The sequence below is a fragment of the Pseudomonas sp. BR20 genome (genome assembly GCF_050780135.1).
Classification (GTDB): domain Bacteria; phylum Pseudomonadota; class Gammaproteobacteria; order Pseudomonadales; family Pseudomonadaceae; genus Aquipseudomonas.
Map to the genome: position 1 here is coordinate 4,615,455 of NZ_CP172012.1, position 16,574 is coordinate 4,632,028.

Annotated in this window: 19 protein-coding genes; 17 read left to right on the forward strand and 2 right to left on the reverse strand. The window is 59.5% G+C overall.

The annotated features are described in order from the left end of the window. The 5 genes from ACHPFG_RS21045 to ACHPFG_RS21065 all read left to right on the forward strand — a co-directional run bounded on the left by ACHPFG_RS21045 (position 1) and on the right by ACHPFG_RS21065 (position 4,698). On the forward strand, positions 1–720 hold the full coding sequence (locus ACHPFG_RS21045) for a TIGR03759 family integrating conjugative element protein (protein WP_103408645.1): 720 nt from the start codon (positions 1–3) through the stop codon (positions 718–720). Continuing rightward, positions 702–1,250 (forward strand): lytic transglycosylase, encoded by a 549-nt coding sequence (locus ACHPFG_RS21050; RefSeq protein ID WP_103408644.1) that lies wholly within the window; start codon positions 702–704, stop codon positions 1,248–1,250. Before ACHPFG_RS21045 ends, ACHPFG_RS21050 begins: the two co-directional genes overlap by 19 nt. After that, positions 1,247–1,762: an integrating conjugative element protein gene (locus ACHPFG_RS21055; RefSeq protein WP_103408643.1), complete on the forward strand. Its 516-nt coding sequence runs from the start codon at positions 1,247–1,249 to the stop codon at positions 1,760–1,762. Before ACHPFG_RS21050 ends, ACHPFG_RS21055 begins: the two co-directional genes overlap by 4 nt. Positions 1,763–1,771: 9 nt before the next feature. Then, positions 1,772–3,877 carry a type IV conjugative transfer system coupling protein TraD gene (traD, locus tag ACHPFG_RS21060; RefSeq protein ID WP_103408642.1) on the forward strand — a complete coding sequence of 702 codons (2,106 nt, stop codon included), beginning with the start codon at positions 1,772–1,774 and terminating at the stop codon, positions 3,875–3,877. Between the two features lie 89 nt (positions 3,878–3,966). Then, the gene (locus ACHPFG_RS21065; RefSeq protein WP_103408641.1) at positions 3,967–4,698 is read left to right on the forward strand and encodes a TIGR03747 family integrating conjugative element membrane protein; all 732 of its coding nucleotides are present in this window, start codon (positions 3,967–3,969) and stop codon (positions 4,696–4,698) included. 30 nt (positions 4,699–4,728) lie between these two features. On the opposite strand, the gene ACHPFG_RS21070 is transcribed toward ACHPFG_RS21065, so the two are convergent. After that, positions 4,729–5,814 carry a hypothetical protein gene (locus ACHPFG_RS21070; RefSeq protein WP_259191896.1) on the reverse strand — a complete coding sequence of 362 codons (1,086 nt, stop codon included), beginning with the start codon at positions 5,812–5,814 and terminating at the stop codon, positions 4,729–4,731. 120 nt (positions 5,815–5,934) lie between these two features. Between ACHPFG_RS21070 and ACHPFG_RS21075 the strand changes: the two genes are divergently transcribed. Genes ACHPFG_RS21075 through ACHPFG_RS21115 form a run of 9 tightly spaced genes read left to right on the forward strand, consistent with a single transcriptional unit; the run spans position 5,935 to position 13,396 of the window. Continuing rightward, positions 5,935–6,264: an RAQPRD family integrative conjugative element protein gene (locus ACHPFG_RS21075; RefSeq protein WP_103408639.1), complete on the forward strand. Its 330-nt coding sequence runs from the start codon at positions 5,935–5,937 to the stop codon at positions 6,262–6,264. Continuing rightward, positions 6,261–6,500 (forward strand): TIGR03758 family integrating conjugative element protein, encoded by a 240-nt coding sequence (locus ACHPFG_RS21080; protein WP_103408638.1) that lies wholly within the window; start codon positions 6,261–6,263, stop codon positions 6,498–6,500. The genes ACHPFG_RS21075 and ACHPFG_RS21080 overlap by 4 nt, the downstream gene beginning before the upstream one ends. 17 nt (positions 6,501–6,517) lie before the next feature. Further along, positions 6,518–6,889 carry a TIGR03745 family integrating conjugative element membrane protein gene (locus ACHPFG_RS21085; RefSeq protein WP_060738069.1) on the forward strand — a complete coding sequence of 124 codons (372 nt, stop codon included), beginning with the start codon at positions 6,518–6,520 and terminating at the stop codon, positions 6,887–6,889. A 7-nt stretch (positions 6,890–6,896) separates the two neighbouring features. Next, on the forward strand, positions 6,897–7,310 hold the full coding sequence (locus ACHPFG_RS21090) for a TIGR03750 family conjugal transfer protein (RefSeq protein WP_103408637.1): 414 nt from the start codon (positions 6,897–6,899) through the stop codon (positions 7,308–7,310). Beyond that, positions 7,307–7,948 carry a PFL_4703 family integrating conjugative element protein gene (locus ACHPFG_RS21095; RefSeq protein ID WP_103408636.1) on the forward strand — a complete coding sequence of 214 codons (642 nt, stop codon included), beginning with the start codon at positions 7,307–7,309 and terminating at the stop codon, positions 7,946–7,948. Before ACHPFG_RS21090 ends, ACHPFG_RS21095 begins: the two co-directional genes overlap by 4 nt. After that, positions 7,945–8,757: a TIGR03749 family integrating conjugative element protein gene (locus ACHPFG_RS21100; RefSeq protein ID WP_103408635.1), complete on the forward strand. Its 813-nt coding sequence runs from the start codon at positions 7,945–7,947 to the stop codon at positions 8,755–8,757. The genes ACHPFG_RS21095 and ACHPFG_RS21100 overlap by 4 nt, the downstream gene beginning before the upstream one ends. Then, positions 8,747–10,264, forward strand: coding sequence for a TIGR03752 family integrating conjugative element protein (locus ACHPFG_RS21105; RefSeq protein ID WP_103408634.1), 1,518 nt, complete (start codon positions 8,747–8,749; stop codon positions 10,262–10,264). Before ACHPFG_RS21100 ends, ACHPFG_RS21105 begins: the two co-directional genes overlap by 11 nt. Further along, positions 10,227–10,643 carry a TIGR03751 family conjugal transfer lipoprotein gene (locus tag ACHPFG_RS21110; RefSeq protein ID WP_103408633.1) on the forward strand — a complete coding sequence of 139 codons (417 nt, stop codon included), beginning with the start codon at positions 10,227–10,229 and terminating at the stop codon, positions 10,641–10,643. Before ACHPFG_RS21105 ends, ACHPFG_RS21110 begins: the two co-directional genes overlap by 38 nt. Then, positions 10,643–13,396: a conjugative transfer ATPase gene (locus ACHPFG_RS21115; protein WP_103408632.1), complete on the forward strand. Its 2,754-nt coding sequence runs from the start codon at positions 10,643–10,645 to the stop codon at positions 13,394–13,396. Before ACHPFG_RS21110 ends, ACHPFG_RS21115 begins: the two co-directional genes overlap by 1 nt. 44 nt (positions 13,397–13,440) lie before the next feature. Here ACHPFG_RS21115 and ACHPFG_RS21120 read toward each other — a convergent pair whose 3' ends face one another. Further along, positions 13,441–13,695: a LasR-specific antiactivator QslA gene (locus ACHPFG_RS21120; RefSeq protein WP_103408631.1), complete on the reverse strand. Its 255-nt coding sequence runs from the start codon at positions 13,693–13,695 to the stop codon at positions 13,441–13,443. A gap of 169 nt (positions 13,696–13,864) precedes the next feature. Between ACHPFG_RS21120 and ACHPFG_RS21125 the strand changes: the two genes are divergently transcribed. The 3 genes from ACHPFG_RS21125 (at position 13,865) to ACHPFG_RS21135 (ending at position 16,572) form a co-directional block, all read left to right on the forward strand. After that, on the forward strand, positions 13,865–14,119 hold the full coding sequence (locus ACHPFG_RS21125; protein ID WP_103408630.1) for a helix-turn-helix domain-containing protein: 255 nt from the start codon (positions 13,865–13,867) through the stop codon (positions 14,117–14,119). 117 nt (positions 14,120–14,236) lie between these two features. Then, entirely contained in the window at positions 14,237–15,193 is a 957-nt protein-coding gene (locus ACHPFG_RS21130) for a TIGR03756 family integrating conjugative element protein (RefSeq protein WP_103408629.1), read from the forward strand. Next, positions 15,190–16,572, forward strand: a complete 1,383-nt coding sequence (locus tag ACHPFG_RS21135) for an integrating conjugative element protein (protein WP_103408628.1) — start codon at positions 15,190–15,192, stop codon at positions 16,570–16,572. Before ACHPFG_RS21130 ends, ACHPFG_RS21135 begins: the two co-directional genes overlap by 4 nt. Positions 16,573–16,574: the final 2 nt, after the last annotated feature.

Here is a 16,574-nt window from a genome sequence, read left to right on the forward strand (position 1 = left end):
ATGAACAAAGCGTTACTGCCCTCCGTCGCCTGTCTCGTTTCGCTACTAATCAGCGGCGCTGCGATGGCTAACCCCATCACGACACAGTTACAGATCCAAGACACGCAGTCCGCTCCGCTGGGGCGCTCTCACTCTGAACAGGCGGCAAGCTGGGGGCTGACGGAGCAGGAGTGGACGCGCTTCGAACAGATCCAAGCCGGTCCACGCGGTTTCTGGAGCCCGAACCTCGATCCGCTGACCGCACTCGGAGTCGAGGCCCAGACCGACCAAGAGCGCCAGCGCTATGCCGAATTACAGGTAGCACTGGAAGCCAAACGCGCCGAACGCGAATTGGCCTACCAAAACGCTTACACCACGGCCTGGGCCAAGCTGTTTCCAGGGCTGCTGCCGATCCAGGGCATGGCATCCCCATCCCCTGCCAGCTCATCGCTCGTGCCGCGCCAGGCCCTGTTTGTGGAGGACCACTGCCCAGCGTGCACCGTTGAAGCGCAGCGTCTGCAAAGCAGTGATACGGCGTTCGATATCTACCTGGTGGGCAGCCAAGGCGAGGATGAACGCGTCCGTAGCTGGGCTCGGCAAGCAGACATCGACCCGACCAGAGTTCAACGCAGGCAGATCACCCTGAACCATGACCGTGGTCGCTGGTTCAGCCTGGGTGCCCCGGGGCCATTGCCTGCCACATTTCAACAGGTGAATGGACAATGGCAACGCCTCGACTAAGTGGTATTACGTTGATGTTTGCGATGCTGGCGGCTCAGGCCGAGGAGCTTCCGCCGCCAGCCTACCAACTGGCGGCGCATGACGCCAACATCCCTTCTATGGTGCTGTTCGCGATTGCCTTGCAGGAGAGTGGTATCCGCGTCCGTGGTCGACTGCTGCCCTGGCCTTGGACCCTGAACATCACCGGAACACCCTACCGCTTCACCACTCGCCAGGCCGCCTGTCACGCCTTGCTCCAGGCGCTCGCCCGACATGACGCCAAGCGGGTCGATGTCGGACTCGGGCAAACCAACCTGGGTTACCACGGACAACGTTTTTCCAGTCCCTGCGAAGCCCTCGACCCCTATCGAAATCTCGCGGTGACCGCCGCGCTGTTGCAGAAGCATCACGCCGCCACCGGTGATTGGGTGTCGGCGGCCGGACGCTATCACCGCCCGGCAGGCGGCGCGCCGGCCGCGCGTTACCGCGCCGGCTTTTCCCGGCAACTCGAACGATTACTGGTTTCCTTCGAACAAGGCACACCACCATGAAGCGAATCGCCATTACCTGTTATTTCACCCTGCTCTTGGCACCTTTCGCCCAGCCGGAACTGACCGTAGCCGGGGATCAGCCTAGCGACTTCACCCGACCCCATTTTCAGGTTGCCAGGCCGCCCATAAACAATAAGATCCTGCCTGATCGGGCCATGCATGCGGACCTGTCCACGTTTGCCGATGAAGCCTGGATACTGCCCGTCCTCAGTTCTCGCCTGAGCCCCGGCCCGGTCACGTATCGCGCCCTGGACATGCCGGGTTTGCGGCCATTTTTCCTGGTCGGTGAGGATCCCCACTCACTGGCTTGGTTGCGTCAACGTGCGGCTGAACTGCAGAAAATGGGCGCGGCCGGCCTCGCCATCGAAGTGGCCGATATCGAAGCTTTGGCCCGGATTCGAGCAGCCGCTCCGGGCATCACCATCCTGCCGGTCAACGGCAATGACATCGCCACTCGCCTGCAGATAGAGCACTACCCCGTATTGATCACCGCCACCTCACTGGAACAGTGAGTCCAGGTCATGGCCGAGCATGCGATGGAGTCCAAACTCCGGCCAGCGGTGGAGCTGTACACCGTAGCGATCTGCATCGCCGCCGCGGTGTTGTGCGTGGATTCGCCCTGGGCTGTGGCCCTATCACCCGAGATCGGGCAGGTGGCGGCGCTGGCCTATACCCTGTTCGGCCTGATCCGACTGCGACAAGCCTGGGAGGTGCTGCGTTATCGGCGCAATATCCGCCGGCTGCCGCGCTATGAGCTGACCAGTCGGCAGATTCCGGTTAGCCGTAAGCGTTTGTTCATGGGTCGCGGCTTTCGCTGGACCCGCCTGCACACCCAGCGCTTGGTCGAGGCCCAGGATCCGGCGGTCGCCCACTATGTCGACCAACCGACCAGCTACCGCCTGGCACGTGGACTCGAACGACGCCTGGAACATGTACCGTTTCCGCTCTCGATACTGGCCCGTGTCACGATCTGGGACAGCGCCTTCAATCCGTTGCGCCCTTTACCTCCAGTAGGTGGCTCGCCGCTGTTGCATGGGGTCGAGCCCAACGAAACGGAAGTCAGTCTGCCGCTGGGCGAACGGGTCGGACACACTCTGGTGCTCGGCACTACCCGCGTAGGCAAGACGCGACTCGCCGAGGTGTACATCACCCAGGACATTCATCGCACCGAACATGAGGTAGTCATCGTCTTCGATCCGAAGGGCGATGCCGACTTGCTCAAACGGATGTACGTCGAAGCCAAACGCGCTGGTCGGGAAAAGGAGTTTTATGTGTTCCATCTGGGCTGGCCGGAGATCTCCGCTCGCTACAACGCGGTGGGACGTTTCGGACGCATTTCTGAGGTGGCGTCTCGCATTGCTGGACAGCTCAGTGGTGAAGGTAACTCTGCGGCCTTCCGTGAGTTCGCTTGGCGCTTCGTCAACATCATTGCTCGGGCTTTGATCGAGCTGGGCCGACGCCCGGACTACCTGCAGATCCAACGGCATGTGGTCAACATCGACGCGCTGTTCATTGAATACGCCCAGCAGTTTTTCGCCAAGACCGATCCGAAAGCGTGGGAAGTGATCGTCCAGCTTGAAGGCAAGCTCACCGAGAAGAACATTCCCCGGCATATGATCGGGCGAGAAAAACGGGTGGTGGCCATCGAGCAGTACCTGGCGGTGAAGCGAGTATTTGATCCGGTCATGGACGGTCTGCGTTCGGCGGTGCGATATGACCGTACTTACTTCGACAAAATCGTTGCCTCGCTACTGCCGCTGCTGGAGAAACTCACCACCGGTAAGACCGCCCAGCTGCTGGCCCCCAACTACACCGATTTAGATGACCCGCGACCAATCTTCGACTGGATGCAGATCATCCGTAAGCGCGGCATCGTTTACGTCGGCCTGGATGCGCTGACCGATGCCGAGGTGGCCGCCGCCGTAGGCAACTCCATGTTCGCCGACTTGGTATCGGTCGCCGGACACATCTACAAACACGGCATCGATCATGGCCTGCCCCAATCGGACAACAACAGTGACAAATTGCCGATCAACCTCCACGCCGATGAGTTCAACGAGTTGATGGGTGATGAATTCATCCCGCTGATCAATAAGGGCGGCGGTGCCGGTATCCAGGTAACCGCCTACACCCAGACCCTCAGCGATATCGAAGCACGTATCGGCAACCGCGCCAAAGCTGGCCAGGTCATTGGTAACTTCAACACTCTGCAGATGCTGCGGGTGCGCGAAACCGCCACTGCGGAACTGCTCACCCAGCAGTTGCCCAAGGTTAACGTGCTGACCAAGACCCTGGTGTCGGGTGCGACCGACACCTCCGACCCTGAAGCCAACACGGACTTCACCTCCTCCTCGCAGGACCGTGTCAGCAGCACCAGTGTGCCGCTGATCGAGCCTGCTCACATCGTCAGTTTGCCCAAGGGGCAAATGTTCTCCTTCCAGGCCGGTGGCCAGCTCTGGAAAGTCCGCATGCCTTTACCTAAACCCTCCAACGACGACGCCATGCCCAAAGACCTGCAGGAACTCACTCAACGGATGCGGGCGGCCTACAACGCGCAGGCGGGACAGTGGTGGACTGGGAGCGGGGGCGGCCCAACAACACACTTCGATTTGGATCAGGTGGGATAACCCGCCCCGCTGCAGGTTTCGGTTCAGCAGAAAACGATCCAGCAGGCGTCGTGCCCACATCAACTCTGCAGCGCGCAATGGAGTGAACGATGGCGACTTCCGCACAGAACACGCCGCCACAACCGATCCAGCGCCCAGGACTGATTGTCTCGGCGATCAGCCTGGTACTGCGCATCATTGGCTTGCTGATCGCCTCGTTGCTGTTCTCGATTCTGATTGAGTTCGCGGGCCTGATGCTCTTCTGGGGTGATCAGGGCTGGCGACACAGCCAGGCCATGCTAACCAATGAGTTGGGTTGGCTCAGCGACCACTTCAAATCCTCACTCATCATTCAACAACCCGGGCAAACGATTGTCCAGGTGCTGGATTTCCTCAATCAGTGGCTGCTGGTCAAGACCGGCTTTGCGGACTTTGCCCAGCAGGCGCGGGTATCGAGCCAGGGTAATGGCTTCTGGAGCGGGATCAATCAGCTCTACGTAAGCATTGAGGATTTCGTGCTGGCGGCGGTGTATGTAACATTTACCTTCGTGGTGCGCCTGTTCATTCTGGTCCTGGCTACCCCCCTGTTTCTGCTGGCCATGCTCACCGGTTTTGTGGATGGCCTGATGCGCCGAGACCTGCGAAAATTTGGCGCTGGGCGAGAGAGCAGTTTTGTCTATCACCGTGCTAAGCGGGCAGTGACACCATTGCTAATCGTGCCCTGGATTATTTACCTATCACTGCCCTTTTCGCTCAACCCACTCGTTATTTTTGTACCGTGCGCCGCGATGCTTGGGGTAACAACGGCAATCACTGCGGCGACATTCAAGAAGTACCTTTAAAATTTTACGACTGCACTGTGGATCAATGCACTAGCTATGATTGGCATTGGAAATTGCCACTTTACAACCACTGGCGATTGTATCCACAAAATCCTTCAACATAGGCTGAATCCATTCCCCACGCTTCTGGTGTTCCGAAAATGGTTTTGAAAACATAAAATTGACCATATCTCTAGTCTGTTGCTCCGCATTTGGGCTCCCGAATTCGACTCCCATACTCTCGAAGTACGAATGTCTATGCTGAAGAACCTCTGCGAGTTTAGCGTCCAGCGTCTGTCCCACCAAAACATAACCGGCCCTTTCTTGATACTGTCGAGAGCCATCACACACTTGTAACATGTCGATATCCCCTAACCCTGACAAAGCCCCCTTTTTATTAAACTCGTTGAGATCAGCTAGAGCATCAGACATTGGACCGCTACCAATCGGCATTGCCTCGGGGTTATGCTGTGACTCTCGGATGATAGACCGTTCAACTCGACTCGCCAGCACAAACTTAACATACCCTGGGCTAAAGTATTTCAGTGGCAAATCATCGGGTATCTCACGATATGCAATACCCAAGGGAATTTTCACACCGAAAGGCGCCTTGAGATCAGTCCTCCAACTCCTCTCTTTAACTTGCTTAAAGTACTTTGTCAGATATAAGTCATCAGCACGGATTGCCACAAGACTCTCCACCAAATCCTCTATAGACTTAAAACCTACCCATGTCATACGTAGACCTGTACCAACGAAAAACACTTGCAGTTCTTCGAGTGCACATAACGCCTCTTCAGCCGTAATATTCCCCCGACGTCCCATATGTTCATAGAGGGCTGCCGGCGTCACCGCCAAATACGTCTCGCGATCGCTCCAACCTGTTACAAACCTAGTGAACACAGTATATGACAATGCCTGCAGATCGCGGTTAGCATCAGTCAACCTGTGTTTAAAGGACTGAATAATACTATTATCGAGCACCAGATGCATCGGCCCTTCGAGCTCGTAACTTACTGCATACTTCCTTGCAAATGTCGCAGTTGACCTAAAGAATTGCAAAATCTCCTCATCAGAGCGCCCAGCCAGGCTTTCAGCAACTTCAACTACAACTCTATCCTTAATTCCTTCCAGCACTTCCATAGCTCCATAATGACAACTGAAATCAAAAACCGATCACACCCAGCTCGAATAATCTGCTGACGCTCTCTCTTCCCTCGGAGATCTTAATTCCAGACCAATGTCGGGACCAACAAAATGTCCGTTTTTCCTATTCGTTTTCTCATGCTCACTCTGATTGCGGCTCACAGCGACAGCTATGCAGCGGGAGAGCAGGAGCAGCAGCTCACTCTACTCATCCGACAGCTCGATACCCTCGACACGTTGGTACAACGGGCGTCACGTTTTGAAGCACCAGAATCAAATACACGTTATCGCTTTGACTACCCTCGCCTGACTCACGATATCCAGCGCATTCGCCAAGGTGTGAAGGGCTATCTATCCCCTTCCCGTGCGCAACCCCGCGATCCAACTGAGTTGGTCGGCGATTACCGCCTCGACATCCCGTCCGCGGAGTCCTCGCCATGAGCATGACTGACGCCCAGACCGCGGCCTTCCAAAACGCATCCGGCTTTTCGGCGCAGAGCAGTTCGACACTTTGGCTGTCTCTGGTTCTCGTCCTGGCTTTGCTGTGGTGTGCCTGGGTGATGTGGACGGCTTACCGGGGTTGGGCGAGCGGCAGCGTGCGATTCGGTGCCTTCGGCGGCAGCGCCGCGCGCGTCTTACTCGCCCTGCTCGCACTGATGTTCTTCACCCTGTCCTAATCCAGGAGATCGCCGCCATGCTCAAGTGCCTTGCCCCCCTGAAAAACAACCTGCGTGATCGTGCCAGTCAGCGCTTGATTGGTCTGCTGCTGGTGCTCGGTCCAAGCTTGGCTTTTGCTGAACTCCCGACCATGGAAGCCCCGTCGCGTGGTGAAGGTTCCGGGTTGATCGAAACGATCAAAAACTACGCCTACGACGGCGGCATCCTGCTCGGCCTGCTGATCGCCCTGCTCGCTTTCTTGGGTGTGGCCTGGCACTCGCTGACGGTGTATGCCGATGTGCAGAACCAGCGCAAGACCTGGAAAGATCTCGGCGCTGTGGTCGGCATTGGCGCCCTGCTGGTGGTGATCATCATCTGGTTCCTGACCAAGGCCGCCGCGATTCTGTGAGGTCGACATGAACGACACTATCGAACGTCTTGCCGACGGCACCTTGGTCTTTCTGCCGGAGCGACTCAATCGTGATCCCGCCGTATTGCGTGGTTTGACCAATGATGAGATGTGGGTAGCGCTCGGTGTCGGCGCACTCGTCGGCCTGCTGCTGGGCGTTCCTCTGGCGATCGCCACCGCTTCCATTGCCGTGGCACCGACCGGCATGATCGCGGGCATGGCGCTGGTGTTATTTGCCGGTGGCACGCTACTGCGTCGGGCCAAACGGGCCCGTCCCGAGACCTGGTTTTACCGCAAGCTCGAATGGGTATTGGCCAGCCGTTGGCGCCTGGGTCGCGGGAGTTTGATCCTTCACTCCGGCGCCTGGACGGTCCGTCGCTCGCGTCGGCTGCGCCCTGCTCTGTCCCGGAGGCAGCGATGAGCCGTTTTCGGAACAAGGTGGATGCCCAGCAGGCCCACATCTTCAGCCTGCGTCTGGCGGTAGCGATCCTCGCCCTGGTCTGTGCCGGACTCTGGTATGGCTGGCGCTCGGCGCCGACCGATCTGACCGTGCATGTACCGCCAGATCTGCGCTCGGGCAGCACGCGCAAGTGGTGGGATATCCCCTCAGAGAATGTCTATGCCTTTGCCCTGTATATCTTTGGCCAGCTCAACCGCTGGCCCTCGGATGGCGAGCAGGATTATCGCCGCGCCATCTATGGCTTGCAGTCCTACCTGACACCCGCCTGCAAGGCCTTCCTTGACGGCGACTACGAGTACCGCAAGGCCGCCGGCGAGCTGCGCCAGCGGGTGCGTGGCGTCTACGAAATTCTGGGTCGAGGCTACAGCGAGGACCCGGAACTCAGGGTCAAGCAACTCGATCGCGACAGCTGGCTGGTCAAGCTCGACCTCAACGCCGATGAGTATTACGCCGCCGAACCGGTGAAACGGGTGGTGGTGCGTTATCCATTACGCGTGGTGCGTTTTGATCTGGACCCCGAACGCAATAAGTGGGGGCTGGCACTGGATTGTTATCAAGGCACGCCGCAAAAAATCTCCCTGCCTGGAGGTGAGCCATGAAGCGGATGTCGACCCTGGGACTCCCCGTCGCACTGATGCTATGGGGAACTGCAGCGCAGGCCGTCGAGCTGATGCATTGGGAACGCCTCCCCCTCGCGGTCCCACTGGTGATCAATCAGGAGCGGGTGGTCTTTGTCGATGAGGCTGTTCGAGTTGGCGTGCCCTCAACCCTGACGGGCAAGCTGCGCGTGCAATCAACCGGCGGCACGCTGTACCTGCGAGCGTCGGAAGCCATTGCACCGACCCGACTGCAACTGCAATCAGTGGGAACGGGCGAGATCATCCTCCTGGATATCGCGGCTACTCCTGGCGATCAACCGCTGGAGCCCGTGCGAATTCTCAAGAATGCTCAGGTGCAGGCTACCGAGGCGGAATCCAGCACCGTCCCGGTTCCAGAACGTACACCGATCCCGGTCGCTTTGACACGCTACGCCGCGCAAAGCCTGTACGCGCCGCTGCGCACCGTAGAATCCCTGCCCGGCGTCCGCCGCATACCACTCAAGCTGCGCACCGAACTTCCAACCCTGCTGCCGACCGAAAACGTGTCCAGCACACCCATCGCTGCCTGGCGACTCGGTGATTACTGGGTGACGGCGGTGAAGTTGCGCAATCGCGGTTCAGCGACAGTGCAACTCGATCCCCGCCGGCTTCAAGCCAAGCTGTTCGCCGCAGCCTTCCAGCATGCTTTCCTCGGACCTGTCGGCAGTGCCGAAGACACCACGATCGCCTACCTCATCACCCGCGGTGCCGGCCTCGAACACGCCGTGCTGCTTCCGCCCGTTGCGCCAGGTGCTGACGATGAAAGCTAACGCCTTGCTCAAATGGCTGGTACCAGCTGCGCTGCTGGCCGTGGTGGTGATCATCCTGAAAACCTGGGTCGCGGGTAGCAGCGCGCCCTCTCCAGAGAGCTCGGTTGATCAGGGCAACCTTCAGTTATCCGCCGAGCAAGCCAAGTCGCTCGGCATTGCTGGCGATACTCCACGCGACACGGTCGCCACCCTGGTCGGGCAGGTGAAGGCCATGCGCAGCGACATGCTCGGTTTGAAGAAACACAACGATTCGCTGTTGACGGAAAACAGCCGCCTGCGCGAACGGGAAAACAGTGTCGACTCGCGCATCCAGACCGCGCTTGGCAGTGTGACCCAGCAGGTCGACGAAGGCCGCCGCCAAGCCAACGAGGCCCGACTCAAAGCGGAACAAGACAGTCGTCAGGCTCGCGGCCTGCTGACGCAATTGCAGGAACAGTTGTCGGGGCTGGCTGGCAAAAGCAAGGACATGCCGATCGGATTGGGGCTTGAGCCCGGCGACGGCGCTCAGTTCGAAGGGCGACACTCTACCAGTGATGCGCTGCAGTGGATTGAACCCTCGGATGCTCCGTCCACCGACGCCAGAGGCAAAACCACGACTTCCTCCGCACTGAGCCTGCCTACCGCTTTCAACTCTCTGGAAGGCTTGAAAGACAACTCGATTGATCGCAGCCAGAAACAGCTGCGTACCGTCACCCAGGGTGAGCGTGACCGGAGGCGATCCGTTGATCGTACCGAAGGCGCGAAGCCGGTCTACACGATCCCCGAAAACGCCACGCTGATGGGCTCGGTCGCCATGACCGCGCTGATCGGCCGAGTCCCGGTGGACGGCACCGTGAATGACCCCTATCCCTTCAAGGTGCTGGTCGGTCCGGAGAACCTGACCGCCAACGGCATCGACCTGCCGGACGTCGCGGGGGCCGTGATGAGCGGCACGGCGTCCGGTGACTGGACCCTGTCCTGCGTACGCGGACAGGTCGAGTCAATTACCTTTGTGTTTACCGATGGCACCATCCGCACGGTGCCTCAGCCGAAGGCGGTAGCCAGCCGCACTGCGTCCACCACCCAGAGCTCGAACACCGACAAGATCCGTGGCGGGCTCGGTTACCTGTCCGATCCGTATGGCATTCCTTGCATCGCTGGCGAGCGCCGCTCGAACGCCCAGCAATACCTCGGTAGCCAGAGCCTCATCACGGCGGCCGGCGCCGGTGTCGCCGCCTTGCTCGGGGATGAGCGGAACAACAGCAGCGTGATCAGTTCGGGCGGCAGTACGCTCGGGGTCACCAATAGCAGTGGTAATACCGCGCTGAATTCAATTCTCAGTGGTGGGGTCAGCGACATCCGCGAGTGGGTCAACAAACTGTATGGCGAAGCCTTCGCTGCCGTGTACGTGCCACCGGCCGCACAGGTCGCGCTGCACCTCGACCATGAGATCACCATCGACTACGAGCCCAAGGGCCGGAGCGTTCGCCATGAAAAAGACCATGCCTCTCTGCCTGACCTGGATTAGCGTGTTCTGCTGGGTTCTGTCGGGGTGTTCCACCGACAAAGACACGCTGCTGCCCCATGGCGAGCAAACTATGATGGATATCTGGAACGGCGCCGGTTCGCAAGGCACTCAGCAGCAACTGCTGGAGGCTCGACAGCAGCTACGCCGCCCGCTGGCTCAGGCAGATGTCTCCGCGGCTCTCCAGGAACCGTACACGCGCACCGCAGCGAACGAGATCCGCAACCTGTTCCCGCGCCTCCCCAATCCCGATCTGGTGCTGTACGTGTATCCGCATTTGAGTGGTACCGAGCAGGCACCGGTTCCGGGTTACTCGACCGTCTTTCCGTTCTACCAACGGGTGCAGTACGCATTACCCGGTGAACGTCAGGAAGACTTGTAGTGCGTACCAGCGATGCGGGCAACCGCACTTCTGCATGGAAAGCCTGGCGCCACCCATTGCGCCCTCGCGCCACCTTGGCCGATGAAGCTGCACTCTATGCGCATAACCCCAGCTTCACCGATCACCTGCCATGGGTCGAATACCTCGACACCGAGCAGTGTTTTCTACTGGATGACAACCGCTCGGTGGGTGCCGTGTTCGAGTTGCTGCCCATTGGCACTGAAGGGCGCGAACCCGATTGGTTGATGACCGCCCGCGATGCCCTGGAGGATACCCTGCAGGATAGCTTTGACGAGCTGGACCAAGCGCCGTGGGTGGCGCAGTTTTTCTGCCAGGATGACAACGACTTCTCCCCCTACCTCAATCGGCTCACTGGCTATATTCAGGACAGAGCGCGAGGCACCATCTTCACCGAGGCGTATTTGGAACTCAGCCGCCGTCATCTGAAGGCCATCGCCAAGCCCGGTGGTCTGTTTGAGGATAAGGTGGTTACACGCCTGCCCTGGCGTGGCAATAACCGCCGGGTACGCCTGGTGGTCTATCGCTGGCTTGAGTCTGACGCAGAGGCGACGGGACTCACCCCGGTGCAATCCCTGCAACAGGCTTGCGAACGGGTTACGGCTTCGCTGCAGGCGTGTGGAGTGCAATCGATGCGAGTCGATGGACGAGGTTTGTCTGCCTGGCTAGTGCCCTGGTTCAATCCGGCCCCCAAGCTCACCGATGAAGCGCCCGAGGAGTTTTATCGCCGCGTGGCATCTCCGGAGCCGGGCGATGGCGAGTCGCTGGAACTGCCCTTCGATCACGACTTTGCCGAGCGGCTGTTCTTCAACGAACCGCGCTCGGATGTGCAATGCGGACTCTGGTTTTTCGACGATCAGCCCCACCGGGTGATGGTGGTGGACAAACTGCGGCGGGCACCCTTGATTGGCCAACTCACCGGCGAAACCCATAAGGGCGATGCGGTGAACGCACTGTTCGACCAGTTACCCGAAGGTACGGTGATGAGCCTGACCTTGGTGGTCATACCGCAGGATGTACTTGAGGAGCAGTTGAACCGCCTTGCTCGCAAAGCCATCGGTGAAAACCTGGCCTCAACCCAGACCCGCCAGGATGTTGAAGAGGCTCGCGCGATCATCGGTCGCCAGCACAAGCTGTACCGCGGCACGCTGGCGTTCTACGTGCGCGGTCACGATGAACAGCAACTGCACCAGCGCTCCGTCAGCCTGGCCAACGCGCTGCTGGGTGCGGGGCTGCAACCAGTGCGGGAAGGTGATGAAGTCGCCGCCTGCAACAGCTACCTGCGTTGGTTACCGATGACTTACAACCCGGCCCGGGACATGCGCAACTGGTATACACGCCTGATGTTCGCCCAGCATCTGGCGAACCTGGTTCCGGTGTGGGGCCGCAGCACAGGCACCGGCCACCCAGGCATCACCCTGTTCAATCGCGGTGGCTCGCCGTTAAGCTTTGATCCGTTGTCACGCCTGGACCGGGCCATGAACGGTCATATGCTGTTGTTCGGTCCGACTGGAGCCGGCAAATCGGCGACCCTGGTCACCCTGCTGATGCAGGCCATGGCGGTGTACCGCCCTCGCCTGTTTATCGTCGAGGCCGGCAACTCATTCGGCTTGCAGGGCGACTACTTCGCGACACTCGGCCTATCGGTCAACAAGGTCCAATTGAAACCTGGCGCTTCGGTCAGTCTCGCCCCCTTTGCCGATGCTTGGCGCCTAGTCGAGCAGCCGGATCAGGTCGCGAGTCTGTCGATCGATGAGTGGGACGATGAGGTGGTAAGCAGTCGCGAAGACCAGCGCGATGTTCTCGGCGAACTGGAAATCACCGCCCGACTGATGATCACCGGCGGCGAAGCCAAGGAAGAAGCGCGCCTGAGTCGAGCCGATCGCAGCCTGATCCGCGAGTGTATTCTGGATGCAGCACAGACCTGTGTCGCGTCGGGTCGTCAGGTACTGACCCACGACGTGCGCAACGCCTTGCTGCGCGTCGCCGCGGACCCGCACTTGCCGGAAAAGCGGCGCGAGCGCGCCCAGGAAATGGGTGAGTCCATCGACCTGTTCTGCCAAGGCTTCGAGGCTGAACTGTTCGATCGTGAGGGCACGCCTTGGCCCGAGAGCGATGTGACCATTGTCGACCTGGCCACCTATGCTCGTGAAGGCTACGAAGCACAGATGTCCATCAGCTACATCAGCCTGATGAACACCGTGAACAACCTTGCCGAGCGTGATCAGTATCTGGGCCGGCCGATCATCATGGTCACCGACGAAGGCCACATCATCACCAAAAACCCGCTGCTGGCGCCCTTCGTGGTCAAGGGCACGAAGATGTGGCGCAAGCTCGGCGCTTGGTTCTGGCTGGCGACGCAAAACCTTGCCGACTTTCCCACTGCCGCGCAGACCATGCTCAACATGATCGAATGGTGGATTTGTTTGAACATGCCACCGGCGGAGATTGAGGAAATCGCACGGTTCAAGAAGCTCACGCCGGCACAGAAAGCCTTGTTGCTCTCCGCCAGCAAGGAGCCGGGGAAATACACCGAAGGGGTCGTGCTGTCGAAGAAGCTCGAAACGCTGTTTCGGGCCGTGCCGCCCAGCCTTTACCTCGCGCTGGCCATGACGGAACCCGAGGAAAAGGCCGAGCGCTGGACACTGATGCAGGAGAACGGCTGCTCAGAGCTGGAAGCGGCGTATCGGGTAGCTGAACGGATCGATAGAGCGCGAGGCATAGGACCTGCATAGGGAAATCTATTCAGGTATCGCGCTCTAAAGCGAGTGACCGGTTATTACGATGCGCCTCGAAGCCGCTGCTGAATCCTTAACAAGAATCCGGCTTCGAAGGCATCTTGGCAGTCACCCACAGGAAAGGTCTTGCGTGTTTGCGCCAGCTCCCACCACAGTGGAATCTCGCCGGGCGTATCAAGCCAAGCCTGAGCGCATTGCACGCCACGTTCGATCATCGGAGCAAATTCGTTGCCCCAAGGGGTCAGAAGACTTGAGCAACCATCCGCCGCAGGAATTGAAATGTAATTTTCGTCCATACACACCCTAGAGTTCTGATTTTATTGTTAGACACTGGACCCAGCCTGGAAATCATAACGAAACCAAATGAACGCTGGATAACAGGTATGTGCATCAAATGGCCTAGATCAATACCAATGTAGACTATATCCCGTGGATTGAGAGTCCCTCAAGGCGCAATTTGCGCGCATGACTCAAGACTACGAACAGCTGCGTCTGCAACTGGCGGAAAACATCCGCTTGATGCGACGTATAAAGAACCTTACCCAAGAGCAGTTGGCGCTCATGGCCGAGGTCGATCGTACCTACGTCAGTCAAATCGAACGATGCACGGGCAATCCGTCGCTGATGGTCCTGTGCAAACTCGCCAATATTCTCGAAATCACAACGGCTCAGCTACTCACCGAGCCAGACGCCCTTCGCCGTGCGCTGAGCATCGAATAGCCACCTCGTCGCCCTGCAAATCCTTGTAAATCGACAACGCCAGCTTCAGCTTTATCACTGACGGTGTACGTTTAATCATTGAACGTGTCCAGGCCATTAGCCCAAAGAGCCTGGATCATGCCTGTCGTATGCCCGTCAATTGCGCTTCAAAAGCTACGACCTTTGGCGCTGAGCATTCTGCTGGCATGCGGCCCAAGCATGGCGCTGGATACCGGCAGCATCACGTCCTCGGTGTTGTCGCCAAATTGCCTCGCCTACAGGGTCGTCGGCATTTGTTACTGGCTCCTTTGCACGCCCTTCGGCTGCACAGTCAAAACCTCGACCAAGGTTCGTCATTTCCTTCCTGAACTGGTGGTCTCGAGCTACGCCACCACGGGCAATAACCCCTGGACCGAGATGGCCCCCCTCTCCTCTCCCATCAGCGGTGCGGAAGGTGGCGGTAACTTGATCACGCCGAACACCCAGCGCAACAACCTGCCCCGTTTCAAGAACGTCGATGGCATTGGTCATCCAGGTGGCTGGGCCGCCACGCAACTGGCGTCGCAATCCGGCTACGCCTGCGCCAGCGGCGCTACCGCACTCATGCCCTACTACCTGAGCACCCTGGACTCGCTGGCCTGGCGCCATGGCATTCCGGAAAGTTTCTACCCCGAGTCGCTCATGCTGGGGATCCGTGAAATCGGTCGTCAAGCTTCGGGAAACATGTGGGGCAACGTCTATCCCCGGCAGGGTTTTCTGGTACAGCCCGACGATTTCAAGGCCGCTGCGGTGATGGCGCAACGGGCCGGCGATGTGATTACCCGTAACGGGCAGCCGCATGTGTACTTACCGCTCACGCCCGCCAAAGGCGACGGCTACTGGCCGCCTGGCCCGATCGTTGAAAACGACGCTTCCACTCACAAATGGCAATTGCTCTACCCCCAGGTTCAGTCCATCTGCGCCATCTTCCCCAGCGATCCGGTACAGAGCGCGGATGGCGGCTACGCCTGGTCGCTGTGGCGTCCCTATAGCTGCTGCAAACGTGAGGGGCAGACCTTCCTGTTCAGCATCGACTTCGAAGGCGATGCATCATGAGCCGGTTGCGCGCGCGACCATGGCGTGCCGTGAAGAGCCTACTGCTCTATGGACTGCTCGCCATGGCCACGCATGCCCACGCCGCCGAGGGCGATTACCGCCTGGGTACCCAAGGCGAAGTACTCGACGACCGGGTGATGTACACCATTGGTGGCGGCTCGGCAGTCGGCTCACCGAGTTCGCTCTACCGACCCAGTGGTCTCGGTGTCGGCGGGTCCTGGCGAGCGAACATGATGTGCGGAAACATGAGCCTCACCAACACCCTGCAAAACCAGCTGAACGGCGCCACCGAAGGTTTCCAACAGATCATGGGCAGCGTCGTGCAGAACGCAACCCAGGCAGTGATGTCGCTGCCGGCGTTGATCATCCAACGCGCTAACCCTGGCCTCTATGAGCTGTTGAGCAACGGGGTGATGCAGGGCCGTATCGACTTCGACCGTTCCAAACTGACCTGCCAAGCCATGGCCGAGAAGATGGCGGACAAGGTCGGTCAAGCCGGCTGGGGCGCGCTGGCCAAGAACCAGGAGATGCAGGGCAACCTGGAGCAAACCGGCGGTGATGCAGTGGCCGCGGTGAAAAACACCGAGGCCCGTAACGGCAGCAATGGGGTGTCCTGGGTCGGCGGCCAGAAGGCTGGAGGTAGTGGGCAGCCCCCCATCCGGGTGACTTCCGACGTAGTGCGAGCAGGCTACAACCTGCTGCATAACCGGTCGGTGGATGACAGCGCCTCGATCAGTAGCAGCGACTGCTTAGGCGGGGCTATTTGCCAGACTTGGACCTCGCCCCAGGAGGAATCCGAATGGGCCGTCCGCGTACTGGGCGAGAGCGAAGTCGCGACCTGCGACAGCTGCGAAACCCTGCGTGCCACCGCCGGCAGCGGACTGACGCCGCTGATCCAGGAGGCCTACAGCGAACGTCTCAAGGCCCTGCAAGGGCTGCTGTCCGGCTCACTGTCGCCCACCCCTGACAATCTGGCGAAAGCCTCGAGCCCGATGCTGCCGGTGACCCGTGGCGTGATCGAAGCCCTGCGTGACGACCCTGACCAGGATCTGTTGGCACGGCGCCTGGCCAGTGAAACGGCCTTGTCCAGTGTGCTCGACAAAGCGCTTCTGCTACTGCGCACCCTGCTGGCAGGCAGTCACGAACCGAACATCGCCTCCGCTGAGCCGGCCCAAACCGCCTTGACAAAAAATATCGACGCCCTGGAGCGCGAAATACGTCTGCTACAAACCGAGCTGCAGGTCCGGCAGATGCTGGCCACCAATACCGCCAGCCTGGTGCTCGATCGACATGCGGGTGGTGCCGATGCTTCGCGTACCGTCGAACAAGGCGACCCTGAGCCGGGCCGACTCAATGACGCTGACGCCAGGCGCAAGTGAGC